Genomic DNA, 22,587 nt, shown 5'->3' with positions numbered 1-22,587 from the left:
TGCTGGCGGCCGCTTTCTTTCTCTTGCAGCGCCGGCGCATGCCGGTGTGACGGTGTTCTGATGACTGACCTGACCGACCTTGGCATCCGCGAGATCCGCGACGGCGTGCGCGACGGCACCTTCTCCGCACGAGAAGTGGCCGAAAGCTTCAACGCTGCTGTCAGCAACGCACGCCAACTCAATGCTTTCCTGGTGGAAACGCCCGATCACGCGCTCGCTGCCGCCGATGCCGCCGATGCCGTTCGCGCGGCCGGGGAGACGCTGAAGCCGCTCGCCGGCGTGCCGATCGGCATGAAGGACTTGTTCTGCACCAAGGGCGTCACCTCGACGGCGGCGAGTCACATTTTGGAGGGCTTTACCCCGCAGTACGAGTCCGCAGTTTCGCAGCGGCTGTGGGATGCCGGCGCCGGCATGCTCGGCAAGCTGAACATGGATCAATTCGCGATGGGCTCGTCGAACGAGACCAGCGCGTTCGGCAACGTGATCTCGCCATGGCGCCGCAACGACGGCGGCAACGCGCCGCTCGCCCCCGGCGGTTCCTCTGGCGGCTCGTCGGCTGCAGTGTCTGCACGGCTCTGCCCCGGTGCGACCGGCACCGATACCGGCGGATCGATCCGCCAGCCTGCCGCCTTCACCGGTATCTCCGGGATCAAGCCCACCTACGGCCGCTGCTCGCGCTGGGGCACCATCGCCTTCGCCTCGTCGCTCGATCAGGCCGGGCCGATGGCGCGCGACGTACGCGATTGCGCGATCATGCTTGAGGCGATGAGCGGCTTCGATCCGAAGGACGCGACGTCGCTCGACGTGCCGGTGCCGCAGTGGGAGCAGGGCTTGAACGCCAGCCTCGCCGGCAAGCGCGTCGGCATCCCGCGCGAATATCGCGTCGACAACATGCCCGAGGAGATCGAGGCATTGTGGCAGCGCGGCATCGAATGGGTAAAGGATGCCGGTGCCGAGGTGGTCGAGGTGTCGCTGCCGCACACCAAATACGCGCTCCCCGCTTATTACATCATCGCCCCGGCCGAGGCATCGTCCAACCTCGCGCGCTATGACGGCGTGCGCTACGGCCAGCGCGATCTGCCCGAGGGCGCAAACCTCCAGGCGATGTATGCCGCCACCCGCGCGGCGGGATTCGGCGAAGAGGTGAAGCGCCGCATCCTGATCGGCACCTATGTGCTGTCCGCCGGCTTCTACGACGCCTATTTCACGCAGGCGTCCAAGGTCCGGACGCTGATCGCGCGCGACTTCGAGAATGCTTGGGAAAGCTGCGACGTGCTGCTCACCCCCACCGCGCCGTCGGCGGCATTCGGCCTGGGCGAAAAGAGCGACGACCCGCTCGCCATGTATCTGAACGACGTCTTCACCGTGCCCTCGTCGCTCGCCGGCCTGCCCGCGATGAGCGTGCCCGGCGGCCTCGACAAGCATGGCCTGCCGCTCGGCCTCCAGTTCATCGGCAAGGCACTCGACGAGCAAGGCGTGCTGAACGCGGCGCTCGCGATCGAGGAACGCGCCGGCTTCACCGCACGGCCGCAGGCGTGGTGGTGAGTCTCGCAGCGCGTAAGATTTCCCAGAAGGATGGGCGGGGCCATGGCTGCCCCGGCCCGAACGGGTGTTCAGGACTATGACTGATTATCGCATCAAGGGCGCCACGGGCGATTGGGAGGTCGTGATCGGCCTCGAAGTGCACGCGCAGGTAACCTCCAACGCCAAGCTCTTCTCCGGCGCCGCCACCGCATTCGGTGCCGAGCCGAACTCGCAGGTCAGCCTGATCGACGCCGCGATGCCCGGCATGCTGCCGGTGCCGAACCGCGAATGCATCCGCCAGGCTGTGCGTACCGGCATGGCGATCGACGCTGCCATCAACAAATGGTCGCGCTTCGATCGCAAGAATTACTTCTACGCCGATCTGCCGCAGGGCTATCAGATTTCTCAGCTTTATCATCCGCTTGTCGGCGAAGGTTCGGTCGAGATCGAGGATGGCGAGACCGTCAAGACGATTGGTGTCGAGCGCATCCATGTCGAGCAGGATGCGGGCAAGCTGATGCACGATCAGCACCCCACCCGCTCCTACGTCGACCTCAATCGCTCGGGCGTCGCGCTGATGGAGATCGTCAGCCGCCCCGACATGCGCTCGCCATCCGAAGCCGGCGCGTACCTGCGCAAGCTGCGCGCGATCCTGCGCTACGTCGGCTCGTGCGACGGCAACATGGAGGAAGGCTCGATGCGTGCCGACGTCAACGTCAGCGTGCGCAAGCCCGGCGAGGAGTTCGGCACGCGGACTGAGACGAAGAACGTCAACTCTGTCCGCTTCGTCATGGCCGCGATCGAGCATGAGGCGAACCGTCAGGTCGACGTGCTCGAGTCTGGCGGCAAGATCGTCCAGGAAACCCGGCTGTTCAATCCGGACACCGGCACCACGCGCTCGATGCGGTCGAAGGAAGACGCGCACGATTACCGCTACTTCCCCGATCCCGATCTGCTCCCGCTTGAGCTCGACGACGCCTTCCTCGAGGAATGCCGCGCCTCGCTGCCCGAGTTGCCCGACGCCAAGCGCAAGCGCTACGAGGCGCTCGGCATCACGCCGTACAATGCCGAGGTGCTGACCGCCGAGGTCGAGACCGCGCGCTGGTTCGACACGTTGCTCGATGAGGGCGCCGCCCCCGCTGCGGCCTCCAACTGGGTCACGGGCGAGCTGTTCGGCGCGCTCAACCGCATCGGCAAGGACATCACTGAGTCGCCGGTCACCCCCGGTCAGGCCGCCGAGCTGCTCGCGCTGGTCGCTGACGGCACATTGTCGGGCAGCCTCGCCAAGCAGGTGTTCGAGGTGATGCTCGAAACCGGCGACGCGCCGGGCAAGATCGTTGAGGAGCGCGGCCTCAAGCAGACCAGCGACACTGGCGCGATCGAGGCGGTGATCGCCGACGTACTGGCCAAGAACCCGAACCAGCTCGAGCAATATCGCGGCGGCAAGGTCGCGCTGTTCGGCTTCTTCGTCGGCCAGACGATGAAGGCGATGGGCGGCAAGGCCAATCCGCAGGTCGTTAACGACCTGCTGAAAAAGGCGCTCGGCTAAGCAAGGATCCTCGCCGCCATCGGTCTCGGTGGCGGCGAGGGATTGCAGCCCCGCTTGCCACCCTGGCGCGCGGGGATTACCTGCCCATCCCGATGCCTGCCTCGGACCACCGCCCCGCCTCCCTCATCCCTGGCGGTGCCGTTTTCCCGCACCGCCACCTCACCGGGATCGAGGGGTTAGAGCCGCACGAGATCGCGTTCCTGCTCGATGAAGCGGAAAACTGGATCGCCGCCAATCGCGAGCGCGGCGTCCCCGACAAGCGGCTCGCCGGGCTGACGCAGATCAACGCGTTCTTCGAAAACTCGACCCGCACGCTGCTCAGCTTCGAGATCGCCGGCAAGCGGCTCGGTGCCGACGTGGTCAACATGCACGCCGCCCAGTCCAGCGTGAAGAAGGGCGAAACGCTGATCGACACGGCGATGACGCTCAACGCGATGCGCGCCGACGTGATCGTCATTCGCCACATGTCCTCGGGCGCGGTGCGGCTGATCGCCGACAAGGTCGATTGCCCCGTCCTCAACGCCGGCGATGGCCGCCACGAACACCCGACTCAGGCGCTGCTCGACGCGCTTACGATCCGCCGCCGCCGCGGCACGATCCACAATCAGCGCGTGGTGATCTGCGGCGACGTGCTGCACAGCCGAGTCGCGCGGTCGAACATCCTTGCGCTCACCGCGCTCGCCGCCGAGGTTCGCGTCTGCGCGCCGTCCACGCTGATGCCGCCCGCGATCGAGCGGATGGGCGTCACGCCCTTTACCGATTTTGATGCCGCGCTCGACGGTGCCGATGTCGTCATGATGCTGCGGCTCCAGACCGAACGGATGTCGGGCGGCTACGTCCCCTCCTCGCGCGAATACCATCTGCGCTACGGCCTGACGCTGGAGCGACTCGCGCGCGCCAAGCCCGACGCGCTCGTCATGCACCCCGGCCCGATGAACCGCGGCGTCGAGATCGACTCGAACGTCGCCGATCATGCGGAACGGTCCGCCATCACCGAACAGGTAGAGATGGGCGTTGCCGTGCGCATGGCATGCCTCGACGTCCTCACCCGCCGAGCGCGCCGCGTGGAGGGCTGGGCATGAGCCGCGCGCTGCACTTCCGCGATGCCCGCATCATCTGCCCCGTCGCCGGCGAACGGCGCGGCGACCTCTTCGTCGCCGATGGCCGCATCGTCGACGCTGCGGATGACGCGCAGGTTATCGACTGCCGCGGCGCTCTCCTCGCACCAGCCATCGTGGACCTTGGCGTCGCCAGCATCGATCACGGGGCATTTCGCGCCGGCGGCATCGTGCGCGTCGGCCTGATGCCCGATCAGCGCCCGGTGCTCGACGAGCCCGGTATCGTTCAGCGCTCCGCCCTCATCGGTCGCCCGAACCTGTGGATCCATCCGATCGCCGCCGCGACTCGCGGGCTGGAGGGGACGGACCTGGCTGAGATGGCAATCTGCGCCTCGGCCGGTGCACGCGCGGTCGGCACCGGACGCAGCTGGATTGCCGATTCGGGAGTCATGGCGCGCGTGCTCGCCTACGCCCGCGATCTCGGCCTCGCGGTGGTGGTCCATTCGGAGGATGCCGGTCTGGTCGGTGACGCCGTCGCCACCGAGGGCGAAACCGCCACGCGCCTCGGCCTGTCTGCCGCCCCCGCGCTGGCCGAGCCGATCGCCATCGCGCGCGACCTGATGCTTGCCGAGGCCGCCGGTGCCCGGCTCCACCTGCGTCAGGTGACTACCGCTGCGGGCTTCGATCTGGTGCGTGCGGCGAAGCGGCGCGGCGTGGCCGTCACCTGCGGGATCACCCCGGCGCATCTGCTGTTGTCCGATAACGCGGTCAGCGACTTTCGCACCTTCACCCGGCTGTCGCCCCCGCTCCGCGCGGAGGAGGATCGCCGCGCCGCGCTCGCCGCGCTCGCCGACGGCACGATCGATGTGCTGTGCTCCGGTCACGATCCGCGTGGTCCCGAGGAAAAGCGCCTGCCCTTCGCCGATGCGAGTGCCGGCGCGGCTGGCGCGGCCACGTTGCTGCCGCTCGCGCTAGGGCTGGTGCGCGACGATCGCGTCGCCTTGCCGCGCCTCATGGCGATGCTGTCGCGCAATCCCGCCGCGGTGCTGGGCATCGACACCGGCTCGCTTCAGCCCGGCGCCGAGGCCGATCTCATGCTCGTCGACCCCGACGCGCCATGGCAGATCAACGCCGACACATTGCCCGGCGCCGCCGGCAACACGCCGTTCGACGGATTACCGGTACAGGGCCGCGTGCTTCGCTTGTTCAAGGGTGGCCGGGCACTCGCCTGAGCGCCGGCAGCCGAGGCGGGAGCGTTAGCGGCCGGCCATCTGCACCTTGGCCGGCTTGACCCAGCTCGCCGTCTGGTCGCCAGCGCCCGTCCGCACGAAGCACGCCCCGCCCTTGGCGCGATAGCCGCGGCACATGGCATTGGCATCCCCGCGCGAGAAGCCACCGATCGACAGGCGGTAGAAGGACTTGAACGCCATGCCCGTCGGCGTCTCGCCGGCGAAGGCCGGATAGCGCTGCTGCGCGCGGTCCCACGCGTCCTTCGCCACCGCTGCCGAGTCGTACGCGCCAAGCTGCACGAACCACGACCCGCTCTTGGGCTTGGCAACGGTATCTGCCGAGGCGAGCTTCACCTCGCGCGCCGCAGCCATCACGCGCTGCGGCCGAGACGCGCCCTGTGGCAATGCCTGCACCACCTCGCGGCGCGCGGCAAAAACGACCCGCGGGCCTGATCCGGCGTCGCCCTCAGCCGCCGCGACCGCCACCGGCGCTGCTTCCTGAGCTTCGGGCGCCGGCGTCGCTTCGGCCAGCATCACCTGCTCGGCCGGATTGCTCGCCGGGGCCGGCGTTTTCAGCGCCAACGCGACCGGCTGGCCCGGATCCTTCACCGGCGTTACGCCCAGCAGCGCGGAGACCTGATCCGCCGCGCCAACCGGCTTGGCAAAGCTCGCCCACTGCATCACCCGAGCGTCCGCATCGGTCGGTGCCATGTCGATCCCGGCGATCTGCCGCGATTCGGCCCAGCGGCCCGCCAGCGCGAGCGCCAGCGCCAGATTCTGCCGCGTCTTCGCGTCAGCACCCGGCGTCCGCGCCGCTGCCGTCAGCACCTCGACGCCGCCCGCCGGATCGCCCGCCAGCGCGATCGCCAGCCCGCGGTCGCTCGCCGGCACGATCGCGGCATGGTCTTCCAGATGGCTGCGCGCCTCGTCCCACTGCCCCTCGGCGATCATGGCGAGCGCAAGGTTCAGTGCCGCCTTGCCGTTCTCGGGCGACAGGCTCAGCACGTCGGCATAGGCCGCGTGCGCCGAGGTAAACCGGCCGGCCTTCAGATAGGCCCCGCCCAGCAGCGCGCGATAGTCGGCGTTCGTCGGCGCGCCGGCCACCGCGGCCTCGGCATAGCCGATCGCCTTCGCCGTATCGCCCTTGGCCAGCGCCTCGTTGGCCTTTTCGGCATTGCGCGCCGCATGTTTGGCGAGCGCCGCGTCGCTGCGCGTGCTCGCGGTCGAGATGCCGCCCTGCGCGCATCCGACCATTGTTCCGCCCAGCATCAGCGCCGAAAGGCTGAGACCTGCAAGTGCGCGCTTGTTCATCGTCGGTTCCCCCGAGCCAATTCTCTACCGGGAGCCTCAACCTCACGTCCCAAGCCGGGAATCCGCTTGCGCCGCAGGGTTTCTCCCTCTCGTGCGCTTGATGCCAATGCGATGATAAGGAATGGTAAACGCCAGCGCCGCGTCGCCATTGGCGGCGCGGTTCGCCGGTTAGCGTTGAAGTAACCTCGCGCGTCCACATCACGCTCGATCGGCAGAATGCTCGCGGGTAATTCGGGGAAAAACGAATGAAGAATGCGTATCTTGCTGGGGCCGTCGCGGCGGTGTTTGTCGCGGGCGTCGCCGGCGCTGACGTGAAGCAGGGCGTCGATGCCTGGAGCCGCGGCGATTACAAGGCGGCGGTGGACATCTGGCGCCCGCTCGCGGCGGCCGGCGACAGCGATGCCCAGTTCAACCTCGGGCAAGCGTTCAAGCTCGGGCGCGGCGTCCCAGCCAGCCTTCCCACCGCGATTGAATGGTTCCGCAAGGCGGCCGCGCAGGGTCACAATCAGGCGATCGACAATTACGGCCTCGCGCTCTTTCAGGACGGCAAGAAGACCGAAGCGCTGCCGTGGCTAGAAAAGTCCGTCGCCCGCGGCGAACGCCGCGCGCAGCTCGTGCTCGGCACCATGCTGTTCAACGCAGATGGCGTGCCGCGCGACTGGGTGCGGGCCTATGCACTAGTCAACCGCTCCTCGCAGCAGGGCCTGCCGCAGGCGTCGCAGACGCTTGCGCAGATGGACCAGTATATCCCGGAGGCACAGCGGCAGGAGGGACTGACCCTCGCGCGCAAGTATGAGGCGGACAGCCGCGCGCTCGCAACGCGCCTCCCTGCCACGCCGACCGGCGGCACCGTCTCCGGCACCACCACGCCGCCGCGCGTCGCCACCACCCCGCCCGCCGCAGCGGTCCGCGCCGCGCCGATGCCTACCCCGACGCGCACCGCCTCGCCGGCGCCCGCGAAAGCGGCAGCGCCGACCCCGGCCGCTCCGGCAGCCACGGGCGGCGCCTGGCGCATCCAGCTCGGCGCCTTCCGCGACGCGAGCAACGCGCGCAGCCTGTGGGCAAAGGTCGGCAGCCGCACCGGCGGCAGCCCCGCCTATGTCGCCGCCGGCGGCGTCACGCGGCTACAGGCAACCGGCTTCGCCTCGCGCAGCGCCGCGCAACAGGCGTGCACCAAGGCCGGTGTCAGCTGCGTCGTTGTCGCACCCTGACGTCGGCGATCGGGCGGCTCGGCTCAGATGATCCCGCCGCCCAGCATCAGGCGCAGCGCGAAGATGATGATCAGCACGATGTTGAGGTTGCGCCCGCCATTGCTGGACGACAACGCCCCCACCGCCGCCCCGACGATGCCGATCGGGATCACCAGCCAGTTCATCCACCCCAGCAGGGGCATGAACGCCACCAGACCGAGCGCGAGGGTGACAAGGCCGATCAGGATCGAAACGATATTGAGCATGGCCGCTACATGGAGAGAAAGCCAGTGTGTTACAAGGGCGAGACACATGCCAGGGCTAGCGTCAGCATGAGCGGCGACCGCCCCGCGCGAAGCCGTGGTCGCGTCGCCGTCGCCGCCACGCTGGCCCTCCTTGCCGCGGCATGCGGCGAGACGGCGGACGAGCAGCCTGCCGCCGCGAACCAGGCGCAGGCGGCGAGCGTCGGGGCGGACAAGGATCCGGTGATCGCCGCCGCGCTGCGCGATCAGATCATGGTCGATCCCAAGCTGGTGCAGCAGGCCAACGCCGACACGCTCCGCCCCCCCGCCCAGCCCGAGTCGCTGGGGCTCCCGCCCGAGAACGTCGCCGATGCTGCGTTCAAGGCGGAGGCCGGCGCGCTGAAAACCGCCCCGGCCGCGTCCGACAAATGCCCGCAATGCGCCGCCGCGCGCCGTGCCCTCACGCTCGGCGCGCTCGCTGCCAGCCAAGGGGCGTCCGCCAATTGCGTCCGCAACACGGCTTATTCGGCGAACTGGGCGAACCGCTTGCCTCAGTCGGTGCCGCTCTATCCCGACGCGCGCGTCACCGAAGCGGCCGGCGCCGATCAGCAAGGCTGCGCGCTGCGCGTGGTCAGCTTCGTCAGCGCCGCCCCGCCGCAGCGATTGCTCGATTGGTATCACACGCGCACCAGCGAAGCGGGCTATCGCAACGGCCACGGTATGGAAGGTGCCGACCATGTGCTCGCCGGCACGCGCCCGGCCGCGGCCTTCATGCTCCATGTGCGCCGGCGCGATGGCGGCGGCACCTCGGTCGACCTGATGGTGGACGACGCGCGTTGAGCACCCTTCCGCCCCGCCCCGCATGGGGCTAGGGGCGGCAGCATGAATGCATTGGTTTTGGTGATGGCGGGCGGCGCGATGGGCGCTGGCCTGCGCCATCTGGTCGGTCGCGCGGCGCTGCACGCGTTCGGCGCTGGCTGGCCCTGGGGTACGCTGATCGTCAATCTGGTCGGCGGATTGATGATGGGGATCGTCGCAACGACCGTGGCGCGCTTCGCCAGCGGTGAACCGTGGCGCCTGTTCCTGGCGGTTGGCGTGCTCGGCGGTTTCACCACCTTTTCCGCCTTCTCGCTCGATGCGCTGCTGATGATCGAGCGCGGCGCCATCGTGCAGATGGCAGGCTATGTCGCGCTTTCCGTTATCGGCTCGATTGCCGCGCTAGCGCTCGGCGCTACTCTTGCGAGGTCGATGGCATGAGCGACACGGTACGCCAGTTCACGGTGGCGGCGGATGACGATGGCATCCGCGTCGATCGCTGGTGCAAGCGGCATCTGCCCGACACCAGCTTCACCACCGTCGCCAAATGGGCGCGCACCGGGCAGCTTCGGCTGGATGGCGCGCGCGTCGGCCCGGGCGACCGCGTCACCGCCGGTCAGGTCCTGCGCCTGCCCCCGCCCGAGCCGGTCCGCGTGGATGCGAAGCCCAAACGGGAGCGCCCGCCGCTCAGCGAGGACGAGGCCGCGTTCGCGCGCGAGATGGTGATCCACAAGGATCAGGCCGCCTTGGTGCTCAACAAGCCGCCCGGCCTGGCCACGCAGGGCGGCACGAAAACTACCGCCCATGTCGATGGTCTGCTCGACGCGTTGCAGTTCGAGGCGGAGGGCCGCCCCAAGCTCGTCCACCGGCTTGACAAGGATACGTCCGGCGCGCTGCTCGTCGCGCGTTCGGCGCGCGCCGCTGCCTTTTTCGCCCGCGCCTTTTCTGGGCGCACGGCCAAGAAGGTATATTGGGCACTCGTCGTCGGCGTGCCTTCGATCGACGATGGCACCGTCGACCTGCCGATCGGCAAGCAGCCCGGCACCGGCGGCGAGAAGATGCACGTCGATGAGGAAAACGGTCAGCCTGCACGCAGTCGCTATCGCGTGATCGAGCGCGCCGGCAATCGCGCCTGTTGGGTCGAGCTTCAGCCGTTCACCGGCCGCACGCACCAGTTGCGCGTCCACATGGCGGCGATCGGCCATCCGATCGTCGGCGACGGCAAATATGGTGGCCCCGCGGCGTTCCTGACCGGCGGGATCAGCCGCAAGATGCACCTCCATGCGCGGCGCATTCGCGTCGACCATCCCGATGGCGGCGCGATCGACGTCACCGCTGAACTGCCGACCCACTTCGCCGAGAGCCTCGCCAACCTCGGGTTCGAGGAGTCGCTGGGTAATTCGATGCCGGCCGATACGCGCCCGCCGCCCACGCGTGAGGTGCAGAAGGCAAAAGCGCGCGCGCACGCCAAGCAGGTGCGCAAGGCGCGGCGCGGCGAACGCCGGGGCCGCGGCGGCGCGCAGGAACGCTGACGATCAGCAGCTCATCGGCACATGCCGGTGAGCTGCTGCAATTCAACGGCTCTCGATCAGATCGTCAGCGAAAGCAGCGTGTAGCCCATCGACAGGCCAAGCGCGTGGGCAAACAGCAGCAACGAAACGCCCGTGGTCACCCCAACCAGCATATAGCCGAGGTATGAAACCATCGGCGGGTTTGGGCGTTGGAGCTTCGCATTCTGCGATGCGCCCGAAAAAATGAAGCTGACCAACAATCCATAAAAGAACACTGCCGCGCCGACCATCGCCGTCCCATTCCTGCTAACGATATGTGAGGCTCGCCCCCCCGGGCCCGCTCAGGCTAATTTGCCGAAATGTAGCCATAAAGTCCATCTGTAACCAAAGGGTTGATGGCTTTTGATCCCGCTTGCGGACCGACTTGTCGTGGCTGGCGCAAGGGGTGCGTCTGCGCCATAGCCGCCACATGGCTACTGATCCCGCCCGATCGCGCTGGTTCGTCCTGGTGCTCGTCAGACTGGTCACCGCGGCTGCTGCCGTTCTCGGCATCGTCTTGCTCGCGCGTGCGCAGGACGTGTCGGGAAAGGTCACGGGCGGCGCGCTGGTTCTGATATCCTTGTGGAGCATGGCGATGGTGCCGCAAGCGTTGGCACGGCGGTGGCGGAGTCCCGTGGAATGAAGCGCTTCTGGACCGAGGTGACGGTCGATAACGACCGTGCGATCCGGCTTGATGGTCGTCCGGTCCGCACCCCGGGCCGCGCCCCCCTGGCGCTTCCAACCGCTGCGCTGGCGGAGGCAATCGCTGGCGAATGGCGCGGGGTCGGCGAAACGCTTGATCCCCGCCTCATGCCGCTCACTGGCCTCGCCAATGCCGCGATTGACCGCGTGGCGCCCGACCCGCAGGCGTTTGCCGGTGGCTTGGCGACCTATGCCGAAAGCGACCTTCTCTATTACCGTGCCGAGTCGCCTGCCGAGCTGATCACACGCGAGGCCGCCGCCTGGGATCCGTTGCTCGCCTGGGCGCGCGATCGCTACGACATCCACTTCGAAACGGTCAGCGGCATCATGCACCGTCCGCAGGCGCCCGCCACCCTCGCCCGCCTGACCGAAGCAGTTGCGAGTCGCCCGCCGTTCGCCCTTGTCGCGTTACAGCCGATCGTCACCATCGCCGGTACGTTGATTGGCGCGCTCGCCCTGGCGGAGAAGGCGATCGACGCGGACAGGCTCTGGACGGCGGCGATCGTCGATGAAAGCTGGCAGGCCGAATTGTGGGGCGATGACGCCGAGGCCGTTCAGACCCGCGCGACTCGCCGGCGCGACTTTGACGCTGCGGTGCGCTTCCTCACCCTCCTCGACTAAGGATCAGACCGGCGGATTAAGCCGGCTCGTTCGCGCCGCCATGCTTCAGCAGGCTGCGAATGAAGCCGATGATGCCGGTCTGGCGCGATCGCTTCAGCCGCTCGGCGGCCAGGATCATGCGCACGCACTCGAAGCAATGCTCCAGGTCGTCGTTGACCAGAACGTAATCATAGCCATCCCAGTGGCTGACCTCATTCGCCGCCCGCGCCATGCGCGCATCGATCACCGCCTGGCTGTCGGTGGCCCGCTTCTGTAACCGATCGCGCAGCGCCGCCATCGAAGGCGGCAGGATGAACACCCGCACCACATCGCCGCCCGCCAGCTGGTGCAGCTGCTGCGCGCCCTGCCAGTCGATGTCGAACAGGATGTCATGGCCTTCGCTCAACGTGTGGAACACGTCGGCCTTGGGCGTGCCGTAACGATTGTCGAAGACGTGCGCCCATTCAAGGAATTCGTGATTGCTCACCATCGCCCGGAATTTCTCGAGCGAGACGAAGTTATAGTGCTTGCCGTCCACCTCGCCGGGCCGAATCGGCCGCGTGGTGTAGGACACCGACATCGACAACTCCGGCTCGGCCGCGAGCAGTTTTTGCGCGATCGTGGATTTGCCGGCGCCCGACGGCGACGAAAGAACGAACAGCACGCCGCGCCGGCGCATGCCGTGCGGATCGGTGGAATTGGAAGCGGCCATGCGCGCTACTGCCGCGCACAAGGCGCAAGCGTCAAGGCCGAGCGCTATCTGGCCGGCTTCAGGCCGCTCACTTCAGCAAAAAGGCCAAATTGCGCCGGAGGCAGGCCGGCAGCCTGTACTCGGAGGCCGCCAGCTGCCGCCACTCAGCGCGCCGCGCTTCTCACCGGGCGCTTGGCGGCACGGCGACGATCGAGCATCTTCTTGGCGATATAGCCACCACCCAGCATCAGCCCCAGCGGGCCGGTCCGCGTCACCGCGCGCGCCGCCAGCATGCCAATCGCCGCGCCTTTCAGCCCGCCACGCCCGTCCCGCTGATCGATCTCCTTGTCGACGAGTGCGCCAATTACGCTACGAAGCATGACAGTCCTTTCAACAATGCCAATGTGGAACCCGGTGCCCGCGGTCAGGTTCCCAACATCGCCTCCGGCTTGACCACCCGGTCAAAGGTTTCTTCATCCACCAGCCCCAGCGAAACACCGGCCTGCTTCAGCGTAAGTCCTTCTGAATGGGCATGTTTTGCGATCTTGGCCGCATTGTCGTAGCCGATCTCGGGCGCCAGCGCCGTCACCAGCATCAGCGATCGATCGAGCAGATCGGCGATCCGTCTTTCATCCGCCTGCAGGCCCTCGATGCAGCGCTCCCGAAATGGTTCCATGCCGATCGCCAGCAACGATATGGACCGCAACACCGCCGCACCGATCATCGGCTTGAAGACGTTCAGTTCCAGGTGGCCCTGCATCCCACCCATCGTAATGGCCGCATGATTGCCCATCACCTGTGCTGCCACCATGGTCATCATCTCGACTTGCGTCGGGTTCACTTTACCTGGCATGATCGAGCTACCCGGCTCGTTTGCCGGTAAAACCAATTCACCGATCCCGCATCGCGGTCCCGATCCCAGTAACCGGATGTCGTTGCCGATCTTCGTAAGCGCCACCGCCAAGGTATTCAGCCGACCCGATAAGTCGACCAGCGTGTCGTTGCTTGCCAGCGCTTCGAACTTGTTTGGCGCGGTCTTGAACGGAAAGCCCGTAAGCTCGGTGAGCTCTCGCGCCATGTCCTCGCCAAAGCCTGGCGGCGCGTTTAGCCCCGTCCCCACCGCCGTGCCCCCTTGAGCAAGGCAGGCGACTTCCTCCCGAATCAGCGGCGCCAACCGCTCCCGCGCGCGCGCCAGTTGCGCGTGATAGCCCGAAAACTCGTCCCCCAACGTAAGCGGCGTCGCATCCTGCAGGTGCGTGCGGCCGATCTTCACGATGCCCTTCCACGCCGCCACTTTCGCCGCAAAGGCGCTCTCCAGCCGATCGAGCGCGGGCAGCAATTGCTGGCTCGCCGCCAATGCCGCCGCGACGTGCAGGGCGGTGGGAAAGGAGTCGTTCGACGATTGGCCGCGGTTCACATCGTCATTGGGATGAACGGGCGATTTCCCGCCACGGGTGCCGGACAGGATCTCGTTGGCGCGGCCAGCGATCACCTCGTTAACGTTCATGTTGCTCTGCGTGCCGCTGCCGGTTTGCCAGATCACCAGCGGAAACTGGTCGTCCAGCTTGCCTGAAACGATCTCCGCCGCGGCAACCTCGATCGCCTCGGCCTTTTTGCCTTCGAGCCCATGTCGCCGGTTAACCCGAGCAGCGGCCTGCTTTACCAGCGCGAGCGCGTGAACGATCGCCATCGGCATCCGCTCGCTCGGCGGAAAGGGAAAGTTCTCGATCGAACGCTGCGTCTGCGCACCCCAATAGGCGTCCGCCGGCACCTCGATCGCGCCGATGGAATCTGTTTCGGTCCGAGTGGTCATGCCCAATTTCCCGCAGAGTAACGCAACATCAAGCGCTGAGCGGGCCGTTCAGTTTCACGCGAGAGCGGGACGCCGGTCATCCGGCGCGCCCATCACCCTTCACTTCTTGCGCTTGAAATCCACGCTCACGACGTTCGAGCCGTCCTCGCTGGTCGCAGTCGGCGTGCCGTCATTCTCTGCCGGATCGTGCGGCTCGGGGCCGTCGCCCGGCCCTTCCTGTGCCTGGAAGCGGAGCTCGAAATTGACTGCCGGATCATGAAAACCGGTGATCGCCGAATAGGGTATCACCAGCTTCGAAGGCACCTGGTTGAAGCTTAGCCCCACGGAAAAGCGCTCGCCATCGACCGTCAGATCCCAGAAGCGATTCTGGATCACGATCGTCATTTCGTCCGGAAAGCGCTCGATCAGCCGCTTCGGAATGTCGACGCCCGCAGCCTGCGTCTTGAAGGTGATATAGAAATGGTGCTCGCCCGGCAGCCCCCCGCCGGTCGCCACCGAGCCGAGCACGCGTGCAACAACGGCGCGCAGCGCCTCCTGTACGATTTCGTCGTACGGAATCAGGCTATCGGGTGCTTGGTCGTCCATCCCCGCCATGGGTAACGGTCGCAAACGGCTGGTCAAGATTGCATGACGCACAGGCGCCGCTATGTGCGCCGCATGCGCACCGCCACGATCCGTCGCGACACCAGCGAGACAAAGATCGCCGTAACCGTCAATCTCGATGGCACCGGCACCTACGACATCGCCACCGGGGTCGGCTTCTTCGATCATATGCTGGAGCAGTTGTCGCGCCATTCGCTGATCGATCTCGATGTGAAGACGAAGGGCGATCTCCATATCGATCAGCACCATACGGTGGAAGACACGGCCATCGCGATCGGCGAAGCGGTCGCGCGCGCGCTCGGCGACAAGCGCGGTATCCGCCGCTACGGCGATGCGCTGTCGCCGATGGACGAGACCTTGACCCGCGTGGCGCTGGACATCTCCGGTCGCCCGTGGCTCGTGTGGAAGACCGAGTTCACGCAAAAGAAGCTGGGCGAGATGGACACCGAGCTGTTCAAACACTGGTTCCACAGCTTCGCGCAGGCTGCCGGCATCACGCTCCACGTCGAGACGCTGCACGGCGAGAACAACCACCATATCGCCGAGAGCGCCTTCAAGGGGCTTGCTCGCGCGCTGCGCCAAGCGGTGGAGATCGATCCGCGTAAGGCAGATGCGATCCCATCGACCAAGGGTGTGCTGTGAGGCGGACGTGTTGATGCTAGCGCTCGTCGATATCCAATCGGGCAACCTCCACTCGGTCGAGAATGCGCTGCGCGCCGCAGGCGCTGCCGACGTGACGATAACCGCCGATCCCGATCGGATCAGTCGGGCCGATCGCATCGTGCTTCCCGGTGTCGGAGCGTTCGGTGCCTGCGCCGCCAACCTCCGGGCAGTCGACGGCCTCGAAAGCGCGCTGCGCAAGCGGGTGCTGGAGGATGGCGCGCCTTTCCTCGGCATTTGCGTCGGCATGCAGTTGCTGGCGCAGCATGGCGAGGAGCTTGGCCACCATCTTGGCCTTGGCTGGTTCGAGGGCAGCGTTCGGCGCCTTGATGCGGCCGGCACCGATGCCAAGGTCCCGCACATGGGCTGGAACGACGTACAGCCGTCCGGCAATCATCCGCTCGTGCACAGCGGTGAGGCCTATTTTCTCCACAGCTTCGCCTATGAGGGCGGAGAGGTCATCGCTTCCACCGATCACGCCGGCCCCGTCGCCGCAGCCATCGGCCGCGATAACATCGTCGGCGTTCAATTCCATCCCGAGAAGAGCCAGCGCTATGGGCTCGATCTTCTTTCTCGCTTTCTGAAGTGGCGCCCATGAGCCTGATCGTCTTTCCTGCCATCGACCTGAAAAACGGCCAGGTCGTCCGCCTCGCCGAAGGCGATATGGACCGCGCAACCATTTATGGCGACGATCCTGCCGCACAGGCGATGCTGTTCGCTGATGCCGGCGCGGGTCATCTTCATGTCGTGGATCTCGACGGTGCCTTCGCCGGTGAGAGCCGAAACGGCGACGCGGTCCGCGCCATTGTTCAGCGCTTTCCCGGCCATGTTCAGCTGGGCGGCGGCATTCGGACGCCGGAAAGCGTCGAAGCGTGGTTCGATGCAGGCGTGGCACGCGTCGTGATCGGCACGGCGGCGCTGGAGAATCCGCAGTTTGTACGTGAGATGGCTGCGGCGTTCCCCGGCGGCATCGTGGTTGCAGTGGATGCACGCGACGGCATGATCGCGACCAAGGGATGGGCGGAAGTCTCGACAACGCCCGTGGTCGATCTCGCCCGCCGCTTCGAGGACGCTGGCGTTGCCGCGCTGCTGTTCACGGATGTCGGCCGCGACGGGCTGTTGAAGGGGTGCAATCTTGAGGCAACGGTCGACCTCGCCCGCGCCGTCTCTATCCCGGTGATCGCCAGCGGCGGCGTGAAAGGCATCGACGAGATACACGTCCTGGCGCTCCACGCCCGCGACGGTGTGGAGGGCGTGATCACCGGCCGCGCGCTGTACGACGGTCGCCTGGACCTCGCCGCCGCGATCAACGTTGCCGCCGCCGCATGACGGTTCGCGCGCGCGTGATCCCTTGTCTCGACGTAGCCAACGGTCGGGTGGTGAAGGGCGTCAACTTCGTCGACCTGATCGATGCCGGTGATCCCGTAGAGCAGGCCCGCGCCTATGATGCGGCGGGCGCCGACGAACTGTGCTTTCTGGACATTACCGCCAGCCATGAAGGGCGGGATACCATCCTTGATGTGGTGCGCCGCACCGCCGCAGTCTGCTTCATGCCGTTGACGGTCGGCGGCGGGGTGCGGAGTGCCGACGATGCCCGCGCGCTTCTCCTCGCAGGGGCAGATAAGGTCGCGGTGAACTCAGCCGCGGTCTCGCGTCCAGAGGTCGTCGCCGACATTGCCGAGCGGTTCGGCAGCCAATGCTGCGTCGCCAGCGTCGATGCCAAGCGAGTTGGCGCGGGCTGGGAGGTATTTACGCACGGCGGACGTCGCCCGACCGGCATAGATGCGGTCGAACACGCTCTTCGGCTTGCGGCGCTCGGGGCCGGCGAAATCCTCCTGACCTCGATGGATCGCGACGGCACGCGGGACGGCTATGATCTGGACCTCGTTCGCACCGTGGCGGATCGCACCACGGTTCCGGTGGTCGCATCGGGCGGCGTGGGTAATCTCGACGATCTGGTCCGCGGCGTGACGCAGGGTCATGCCTCGGCCGTTCTTGCCGCATCGATCTTCCACTTCGGCGAAGCAACCATCGCGCAGGCCCATGAGGCGCTCGCCGCCGCGGGCGTGCCGGTACGGGCACACTGATGCGCACACGCCACCGGCGGCGCCGATCGGGCAATCGGGCGACATGGCGCTGATCTTGGCCTTTTCCTTCGCCGCGACGGCTGCATCCGCCGCTACCAGTGCGGTATCGACGCCGCGTACCGGTCCGGAGTTGTCGGACATCGCCTTGTTCCTGGTCGCAGCGGTCGCCGTCTGGCTCACCCGCCGTGCCTTGCGCAATCGCGGGCGAAAAGGTTGACCTGAGCGCGGCGCCGCGGCACCTCGCCGCCATGGCCGACGAAGACATTCTCGCGCGTCTGGAAGCGACGATACGCGCCCGCAAGGATTCTCCTGCCGTGCGGTCCTACACCGCCAGCCTGTTTTTCCAGGGCCGGCACAAGATCGCGCAAAAGGTCGGCGAGGAAGCGGTCGAAACCGTTATTGCTGCCTGTTCCGGCGAAGATCAGGACATCGTGCCGGAAGCGGCCGATCTCCTCTTTCACCTCATGATCCTGCTCGCGGACGCTGGCCTAAGCCTCGATGATGTCCGGCGTGAGCTGGCGCGCCGCGAGGGCCAGTCCGGCCACGACGAAAAGGCCGGACGCCCCCTCTCCTTTCGCCCGGAATAAGGACGCTCAGATGCCGGTGGACGCGACCCTGCCCTATGACGACCAAAACATCTTTGCTCGCATCCTGCGTGGAGAGATCCCGAGTCGACGGGTGTATGAGGACGAGTTCGCACTCGCGTTCCACGATATAGCGCCATGGTCGCCGACGCACATCTTGGTGATCCCGAAAGGGGCCTATGTCAGCTGGGATGATTTTTCCGCGCGTGGCAGCGATCCGGAAATCGCGGGCTTCGTGCGCGCGGTCGGCCACGTCGCACGTGAAGCGGGGCTCGTGGAGCCGGGCTACCGGCTGCTAGCCAATGCAGGGCCGCACAGCCACCAGGAAGTGCCGCATCTGCACGTTCATATCCTTGCCGGCCGCCCGCTGGGCCCAATGCTGGTCGAAAACGACAGCCGCAGCTAGCCGAAAACAGCGCAATGTCCCGCTCGGGCGTCGTGAGGGATTGCGCAGCGCCGAACACCCGCTAGGTTCGCCCGCTTCAAGAATTGGGCGGCCGGCAAGGCCGCGCCTCCTGGGGGAAAGGGCCGCATGATCTTTGGCCGGGTAAAACCGCTCGATGCCATCTTGGCGACTGCCGAGAAGAAATCGCTTCATCGTACCTTGGGCTGGTTCCAGCTCACATTGTTCGGCATTGGCTGCGTGATCGGCACGGGTATCTTCGTGTTGACGTCCGCCGGCGCGCAAAAGGCCGGGCCGGGTCTCATGCTCGCCTTCGCCATTGCCGGCGCGGTCTGCGTCATCGCCGCGCTGTGTTACGCGGAAATTGCCGCCATGATCCCGGTTGCGGGATCCGCCTACACCTACAGTTACGCCACCATGGGCGAATTGGTCGGCTGGACGGTCGGCTGGGCGCTGATCCTCGAATATGCGGTCGCGGCCAGCGCCGTGTCGGTCGGATGGTCCGGCTATTTCACGGGCACGATCCTCAACGAATTCCTGGGCATACACCTGCCCGCCTGGCTTTCTGGTGCGCCCCTCGCGCTGGGCGGCGTCGAGGGTGGCTTTATCAACTTTCCGGCTGTCGTGATCGCGCTGCTGATCACCTGGCTCCTGATGATCGGCACCACCGAAAGCGCGCGCGTCAATGCGGTGCTGGTGGCGATCAAGGTCACGGCGCTTACGGCTTTCGTGGCGCTGACGATCCCCTCGGATGCGTTCAGCACGGATCGGTTCAATCCCTTCCTGCCAGCGGGCGTGTTCGGCGGCTTTGGAACCGGCCTTGGTGCGGTCGGTGCGGCAGCAACGATCTTCTTCGCGTACGTTGGCTTTGACGCCGTCTCGACGGCGGCGGAGGAAACCAAAGACCCGCAGCGCAACGTGCCGATCGGCCTGGTCGGCTCGCTGCTGTTCTGCACCGTTTTCTACATCCTGGTTGCCGCCGGCGCGATCGGCACCATCGGTGGCCAGCCGATCATGGGGCCGAATGGCGTACCCTTCCCGGCGGGTTCGGAAGAGCTTGCGCGCCAGTGCGCCACCTATGCCGCCGATCAGCTGCCGCTGGTCTGTTCGGACGAGGCACTGGCGCATGTGCTGCGCCAGATCGGCTGGTCGGGCGTCGGCAACGCACTGGGTGTCGCCGCCTTCCTCGCGCTGCCGTCGGTCATCCTGATCCTGATGTTCGGCCAGACCCGCATCTTCTTCGTCATGAGCCGTGACGGTCTGCTTCCCGAGCGGCTGTCGGCGGTGCATCCGAAGTGGAAGACGCCGTACATCGTCACCGCGATCACCGGCATCGCCGTCGCCTTCGCGGCGGCCTTCCTGCCGGTCGGCAAGCTGGCGGACATCGCCAATGCCGGCACGCTGTACGCCTTCATGATGGTGGCAATCGCCGTGATGATCCTCCGCCGCACGGAGGCGAACCGCCCGCGCAGCTTCCGCACGCCGGCGCTCTCGATCATCGGCCCGCTGACGATCGCGGGCTGCATCTTCCTGTTCTTCAACCTGCCGATCGATGCCATGCTGGTGCTGCCGATCTGGGGCGCGATCGGGCTCGTGATCTACTACGGCTACAGCTATCGCGCGTCGCATCTCGGGCGTGGCCTCGTCGAGGTACACGAGGATGAGGCGGTTAACGCGATCGAGCCGGAGGTGCCCGGCACGCGTTGATCTTCTGATCATGCTGCATGTGAAAGGCCGGGGCATCGCTCCGGCCTTTTTGCATTGGCTTGGCGTGGCGTTCCTGCTGGCCTACCTCACGAACATGACCGCGATTCCGACTGACGATCAGGCCGCCGCCGCCGAACTGGAACAGCTTGCCGCCGAAATCGCGCGTCACAACCGCCTGTATCATGCCGACGATGCCCCCGAGATCTCGGACGCCGACTATGACGCACTGGTGCGCCGCAACAACGCGATCGAGGCGGCATTCCCGCACCTGATCCGCAGCGACACACCGTCTAGGCAGGTCGGTGCCGCGCCCGGCGGCCATCTCGCCAAGGTCGCCCATGCCCGGCCGATGACCAGCCTGGACAATGCCTTCTCCGACGAAGACGTGACGGAGTTCGTCGCCCGAGTCCGCCGCTTTCTGCGGCTCTCCGACGACGAAGAAGTCGCGCTCACAGCCGAGCCGAAGATCGACGGGCTCTCCTGCTCCTTGCGCTACGAGCAGCGAAAGCTCGTGCAGGCGCTGACCCGAGGCGACGGCGCTACCGGCGAAGACGTGACCGCGAACGTGCGCACCATTTCCGATATTCCGGCGCAGTTGCCGGCGGGCGCGCCGGACCTCTTCGAGGTGCGTGGCGAGGTGTATATGGCAAAAGCCGATTTCGCCGCGCTTAACCAGCGCCTCGCTGACGAAGCGGCTGTCGCCGGCAAGGAGGCGCGTCAGTTCGCCAATCCGCGCAACGCAGCCGCCGGCTCGCTACGGCAAAAGGACGCGGCCGTCACGGCGCAGCGGCCGCTCCGCTTTCTCGCGCACGGCTGGGGTGAAGCAGCCTCGCTGCCATCGGAAACACAGAGCGGCGTCGTGGACGCGATCCGCGATTGGGGGTTTCCGATCGCCGCCGATTTTGCAGCCGTGGAGGGCGTCGCCGATGCGCTCGCCCGCTACCGAGCGATTGAGGCGAAGCGCGCCGACCTCCCGTTCGACATCGATGGCGTGGTGTACAAGGTCGATCGCCTCGACTGGCAGGAACGCCTTGGCTTTGTGGCGCGCGCCCCGCGCTGGGCAATTGCCCACAAGTTTCCGGCCGAGCGCGCGCAGACCACACTCAACGGCATCGATATCCAGGTCGGCCGCACCGGCAAGCTCACCCCTGTCGCGAAGCTCGAGCCGGTGACGGTCGGCGGCGTGGTCGTCCGCAACGCCACCCTGCACAACGCGGATGAGATTGCGCGGCTTGGCGTGCGCCCCGGCGATCGAATCGTGATCCAGCGCGCAGGCGACGTGATTCCCCAGATCGTGGAAAACCTCACCGCTGATCAAAAGCGCGACGCGTGGCTTTTCCCGACCCACTGCCCCGAATGCGGATCGGACGCGGTACGGGAGCCGGGCGAGGTCGACTGGCGCTGTTCGGGCGGGCTGGTCTGCCCGGCGCAACAGGTCGAGCGGCTGCGCCACTTCGTTTCGCGGCACGCCCTCGATATCGAAGGACTCGGGATCACCACCATCGAGAGCTTCTTTGCCGATGGTTTGATTGCCACCCCGGCCGATATTTTCCGCATTACCGAAGATGATCTGCTGGTCCGCGAGCGCTGGGCCGACGTGTCCGCAAGAAACCTGATTGCGGCGATCGACGCCAAGCGCCAGCCGCCACTCGACCGCTTCCTCTTCGCGCTCGGCATCCGCCATATCGGCGAAGTCACCGCGCGCGATCTGGCACGGCGCTGGGTGAGTTGGCCCACCTTCCGCGCCATGGTTACTACCGGCGTGCAAACGCGCGACACCATGCTGCGCGCTATTGGCGAAAGCGACGACAAGCTGCTCGCCCGCACCGCGAAGGAACTGGCGAAGATCATCGATACGAAGCAGGTCGGCCCGGAGGTCGCGCTCGCCTTGGTCGACTTCTTCGCCGAGGAGCGCAACGATGCGGTGGTGAACGATCTGCTCACACAGGTCCAGCCAGCCGACGTGATCCACGAGACCCGAGTCTCTGAGGTGTCGGGCAAAACGGTTGTCTTCACCGGCTCACTCGAAACGATGAGCCGCGACGAGGCAAAGGCGCAGGCCGAGTCGCTGGGCGCACGGGTGGGAAGCTCGGTTTCGGCCAAAACCGACCTGGTCGTTGCCGGGCCAGGCGCAGGGAGCAAAGCGAAGAAAGCAACCGATCTAGGCATCCGCTTGATCGACGAAGCCGGGTGGCAAGCACTTGTCGCAGCGGCCGATTAGGCACTCGACATACCTGTCGCCTTTTTGCAACGCAGCACGACCAAAAT

At 66.7% G+C, this 22,587-nt stretch carries 25 protein-coding genes and 1 pseudogene; 19 read left to right on the top strand and 7 right to left on the bottom strand.

From position 1 onward, the window contains the following. The first annotated feature begins 60 nt into the window (after nt 1-60). The 4 genes from gatA (at nt 61) to SPDO_RS04035 (ending at nt 5,363) form a co-directional block, all read left to right on the top strand. Entirely contained in the window at nt 61-1,545 is a 1,485-nt protein-coding gene (gene gatA, locus SPDO_RS04050; RefSeq protein ID WP_088366105.1) for an Asp-tRNA(Asn)/Glu-tRNA(Gln) amidotransferase subunit GatA, read from the top strand. A gap of 76 nt (nt 1,546-1,621) precedes the next feature. Beyond that, entirely contained in the window at nt 1,622-3,073 is a 1,452-nt protein-coding gene (gatB, locus tag SPDO_RS04045) for an Asp-tRNA(Asn)/Glu-tRNA(Gln) amidotransferase subunit GatB (protein WP_088366104.1), read from the top strand. A 92-nt stretch (nt 3,074-3,165) separates the two neighbouring features. Further along, nucleotides 3,166-4,155, top strand: a complete 990-nt coding sequence (locus SPDO_RS04040; RefSeq protein ID WP_088366103.1) for an aspartate carbamoyltransferase catalytic subunit — start codon at nt 3,166-3,168, stop codon at nt 4,153-4,155. After that, the gene (locus SPDO_RS04035; protein ID WP_088366102.1) at nt 4,152-5,363 is read left to right on the top strand and encodes a dihydroorotase; all 1,212 of its coding nucleotides are present in this window, start codon (nt 4,152-4,154) and stop codon (nt 5,361-5,363) included. Before SPDO_RS04040 ends, SPDO_RS04035 begins: the two co-directional genes overlap by 4 nt. A gap of 24 nt (nt 5,364-5,387) precedes the next feature. Here SPDO_RS04035 and SPDO_RS04030 read toward each other — a convergent pair whose 3' ends face one another. Next, a complete protein-coding gene (locus tag SPDO_RS04030; RefSeq protein WP_088366101.1) occupies nt 5,388-6,671 on the bottom strand; it encodes an SPOR domain-containing protein in 1,284 nt (427 codons plus the stop codon). A 245-nt stretch (nt 6,672-6,916) separates the two neighbouring features. On the opposite strand from SPDO_RS04030, the gene SPDO_RS04025 reads away from it, so the two are divergent. Continuing rightward, nucleotides 6,917-7,882: an SPOR domain-containing protein gene (locus SPDO_RS04025; protein ID WP_088366100.1), complete on the top strand. Its 966-nt coding sequence runs from the start codon at nt 6,917-6,919 to the stop codon at nt 7,880-7,882. Nucleotides 7,883-7,905: 23 nt separating this feature from the next. Here SPDO_RS04025 and SPDO_RS04020 read toward each other — a convergent pair whose 3' ends face one another. After that, complete coding sequence (locus tag SPDO_RS04020) at nt 7,906-8,127, bottom strand: hypothetical protein (protein ID WP_088366099.1); 222 nt, start codon at nt 8,125-8,127, stop codon at nt 7,906-7,908. A gap of 66 nt (nt 8,128-8,193) precedes the next feature. Here SPDO_RS04020 and SPDO_RS04015 point away from each other — a divergent pair, with 66 nt between their 5' ends. Genes SPDO_RS04015 through SPDO_RS04005 form a run of 3 tightly spaced genes read left to right on the top strand, consistent with a single transcriptional unit; the run spans nt 8,194 to nt 10,451 of the window. Further along, nucleotides 8,194-8,943, top strand: a complete 750-nt coding sequence (locus SPDO_RS04015; RefSeq protein ID WP_088366098.1) for a hypothetical protein — start codon at nt 8,194-8,196, stop codon at nt 8,941-8,943. A 42-nt stretch (nt 8,944-8,985) separates the two neighbouring features. After that, nucleotides 8,986-9,360 carry a fluoride efflux transporter CrcB gene (gene crcB / locus SPDO_RS04010; RefSeq protein ID WP_088366097.1) on the top strand — a complete coding sequence of 125 codons (375 nt, stop codon included), beginning with the start codon at nt 8,986-8,988 and terminating at the stop codon, nt 9,358-9,360. Then, nucleotides 9,357-10,451 (top strand): RluA family pseudouridine synthase, encoded by a 1,095-nt coding sequence (locus tag SPDO_RS04005; RefSeq protein WP_088366096.1) that lies wholly within the window; start codon nt 9,357-9,359, stop codon nt 10,449-10,451. Before crcB ends, SPDO_RS04005 begins: the two co-directional genes overlap by 4 nt. Before the next feature lie 56 nt (nt 10,452-10,507). On the opposite strand, the pseudogene SPDO_RS04000 reads toward SPDO_RS04005, so the two are convergent. After that, nucleotides 10,508-10,747 (bottom strand): annotated as a pseudogene (locus SPDO_RS04000) (hypothetical protein); the annotation flags it as partial. A 152-nt stretch (nt 10,748-10,899) separates the two neighbouring features. Here SPDO_RS04000 and SPDO_RS03995 point away from each other — a divergent pair. Then, nucleotides 10,900-11,112 (top strand): hypothetical protein, encoded by a 213-nt coding sequence (locus tag SPDO_RS03995; RefSeq protein WP_088366373.1) that lies wholly within the window; start codon nt 10,900-10,902, stop codon nt 11,110-11,112. Then, a complete protein-coding gene (locus tag SPDO_RS03990) occupies nt 11,109-11,792 on the top strand; it encodes an ATP12 family chaperone protein (protein ID WP_088366094.1) in 684 nt (227 codons plus the stop codon). Before SPDO_RS03995 ends, SPDO_RS03990 begins: the two co-directional genes overlap by 4 nt. A 16-nt stretch (nt 11,793-11,808) precedes the next feature. Here the strand turns inward: SPDO_RS03990 and gmk are convergent, their stop codons facing one another. From gmk to SPDO_RS03970, 4 genes are all read right to left on the bottom strand, one after another. After that, nucleotides 11,809-12,483 carry a guanylate kinase gene (gene gmk / locus SPDO_RS03985; protein ID WP_088366093.1) on the bottom strand — a complete coding sequence of 225 codons (675 nt, stop codon included), beginning with the start codon at nt 12,481-12,483 and terminating at the stop codon, nt 11,809-11,811. Nucleotides 12,484-12,626: 143 nt separating this feature from the next. After that, the gene (locus SPDO_RS03980; RefSeq protein WP_088366092.1) at nt 12,627-12,842 is read right to left on the bottom strand and encodes a hypothetical protein; all 216 of its coding nucleotides are present in this window, start codon (nt 12,840-12,842) and stop codon (nt 12,627-12,629) included. A 44-nt stretch (nt 12,843-12,886) separates the two neighbouring features. Further along, nucleotides 12,887-14,275 (bottom strand): class II fumarate hydratase, encoded by a 1,389-nt coding sequence (fumC, locus tag SPDO_RS03975; protein WP_088366091.1) that lies wholly within the window; start codon nt 14,273-14,275, stop codon nt 12,887-12,889. 99 nt (nt 14,276-14,374) lie between these two features. Then, nucleotides 14,375-14,860: an SspB family protein gene (locus SPDO_RS03970; protein ID WP_088366090.1), complete on the bottom strand. Its 486-nt coding sequence runs from the start codon at nt 14,858-14,860 to the stop codon at nt 14,375-14,377. Between the two features lie 72 nt (nt 14,861-14,932). Here SPDO_RS03970 and hisB point away from each other — a divergent pair, with 72 nt between their 5' ends. The 9 genes from hisB (at nt 14,933) to ligA (ending at nt 22,540) form a co-directional block, all read left to right on the top strand. After that, on the top strand, nt 14,933-15,520 hold the full coding sequence (hisB, locus tag SPDO_RS03965; protein ID WP_088366372.1) for an imidazoleglycerol-phosphate dehydratase HisB: 588 nt from the start codon (nt 14,933-14,935) through the stop codon (nt 15,518-15,520). A gap of 10 nt (nt 15,521-15,530) precedes the next feature. Beyond that, nucleotides 15,531-16,136 (top strand): imidazole glycerol phosphate synthase subunit HisH, encoded by a 606-nt coding sequence (gene hisH / locus SPDO_RS03960; RefSeq protein WP_088366371.1) that lies wholly within the window; start codon nt 15,531-15,533, stop codon nt 16,134-16,136. Next, a complete protein-coding gene (gene hisA / locus SPDO_RS03955) occupies nt 16,133-16,867 on the top strand; it encodes a 1-(5-phosphoribosyl)-5-[(5-phosphoribosylamino)methylideneamino]imidazole-4-carboxamide isomerase (RefSeq protein WP_088366089.1) in 735 nt (244 codons plus the stop codon). The genes hisH and hisA overlap by 4 nt, the downstream gene beginning before the upstream one ends. After that, nucleotides 16,864-17,625 carry an imidazole glycerol phosphate synthase subunit HisF gene (gene hisF / locus SPDO_RS03950; RefSeq protein WP_088366088.1) on the top strand — a complete coding sequence of 254 codons (762 nt, stop codon included), beginning with the start codon at nt 16,864-16,866 and terminating at the stop codon, nt 17,623-17,625. The genes hisA and hisF overlap by 4 nt, the downstream gene beginning before the upstream one ends. A gap of 43 nt (nt 17,626-17,668) precedes the next feature. Beyond that, nucleotides 17,669-17,842 carry a hypothetical protein gene (locus tag SPDO_RS16780; protein ID WP_158212137.1) on the top strand — a complete coding sequence of 58 codons (174 nt, stop codon included), beginning with the start codon at nt 17,669-17,671 and terminating at the stop codon, nt 17,840-17,842. A 31-nt stretch (nt 17,843-17,873) separates the two neighbouring features. Next, nucleotides 17,874-18,212, top strand: a complete 339-nt coding sequence (locus SPDO_RS03945; RefSeq protein ID WP_088366087.1) for a phosphoribosyl-ATP diphosphatase — start codon at nt 17,874-17,876, stop codon at nt 18,210-18,212. Nucleotides 18,213-18,222: 10 nt separating this feature from the next. Next, nucleotides 18,223-18,615 carry a histidine triad nucleotide-binding protein gene (locus SPDO_RS03940; protein ID WP_088366086.1) on the top strand — a complete coding sequence of 131 codons (393 nt, stop codon included), beginning with the start codon at nt 18,223-18,225 and terminating at the stop codon, nt 18,613-18,615. Nucleotides 18,616-18,741: 126 nt separating this feature from the next. After that, nucleotides 18,742-20,319 (top strand): amino acid permease, encoded by a 1,578-nt coding sequence (locus SPDO_RS03935; RefSeq protein ID WP_088366085.1) that lies wholly within the window; start codon nt 18,742-18,744, stop codon nt 20,317-20,319. A gap of 94 nt (nt 20,320-20,413) precedes the next feature. Then, the gene (ligA, locus tag SPDO_RS03930; protein WP_088366370.1) at nt 20,414-22,540 is read left to right on the top strand and encodes an NAD-dependent DNA ligase LigA; all 2,127 of its coding nucleotides are present in this window, start codon (nt 20,414-20,416) and stop codon (nt 22,538-22,540) included. Nucleotides 22,541-22,587 lie beyond the last annotated feature (47 nt).

This window comes from Sphingomonas dokdonensis (genome assembly GCF_002197685.1).
Lineage (GTDB): Bacteria > Pseudomonadota > Alphaproteobacteria > Sphingomonadales > Sphingomonadaceae > Sphingomonas > Sphingomonas dokdonensis.
This window is presented reverse-complemented; position numbering and strand designations above follow the sequence as displayed.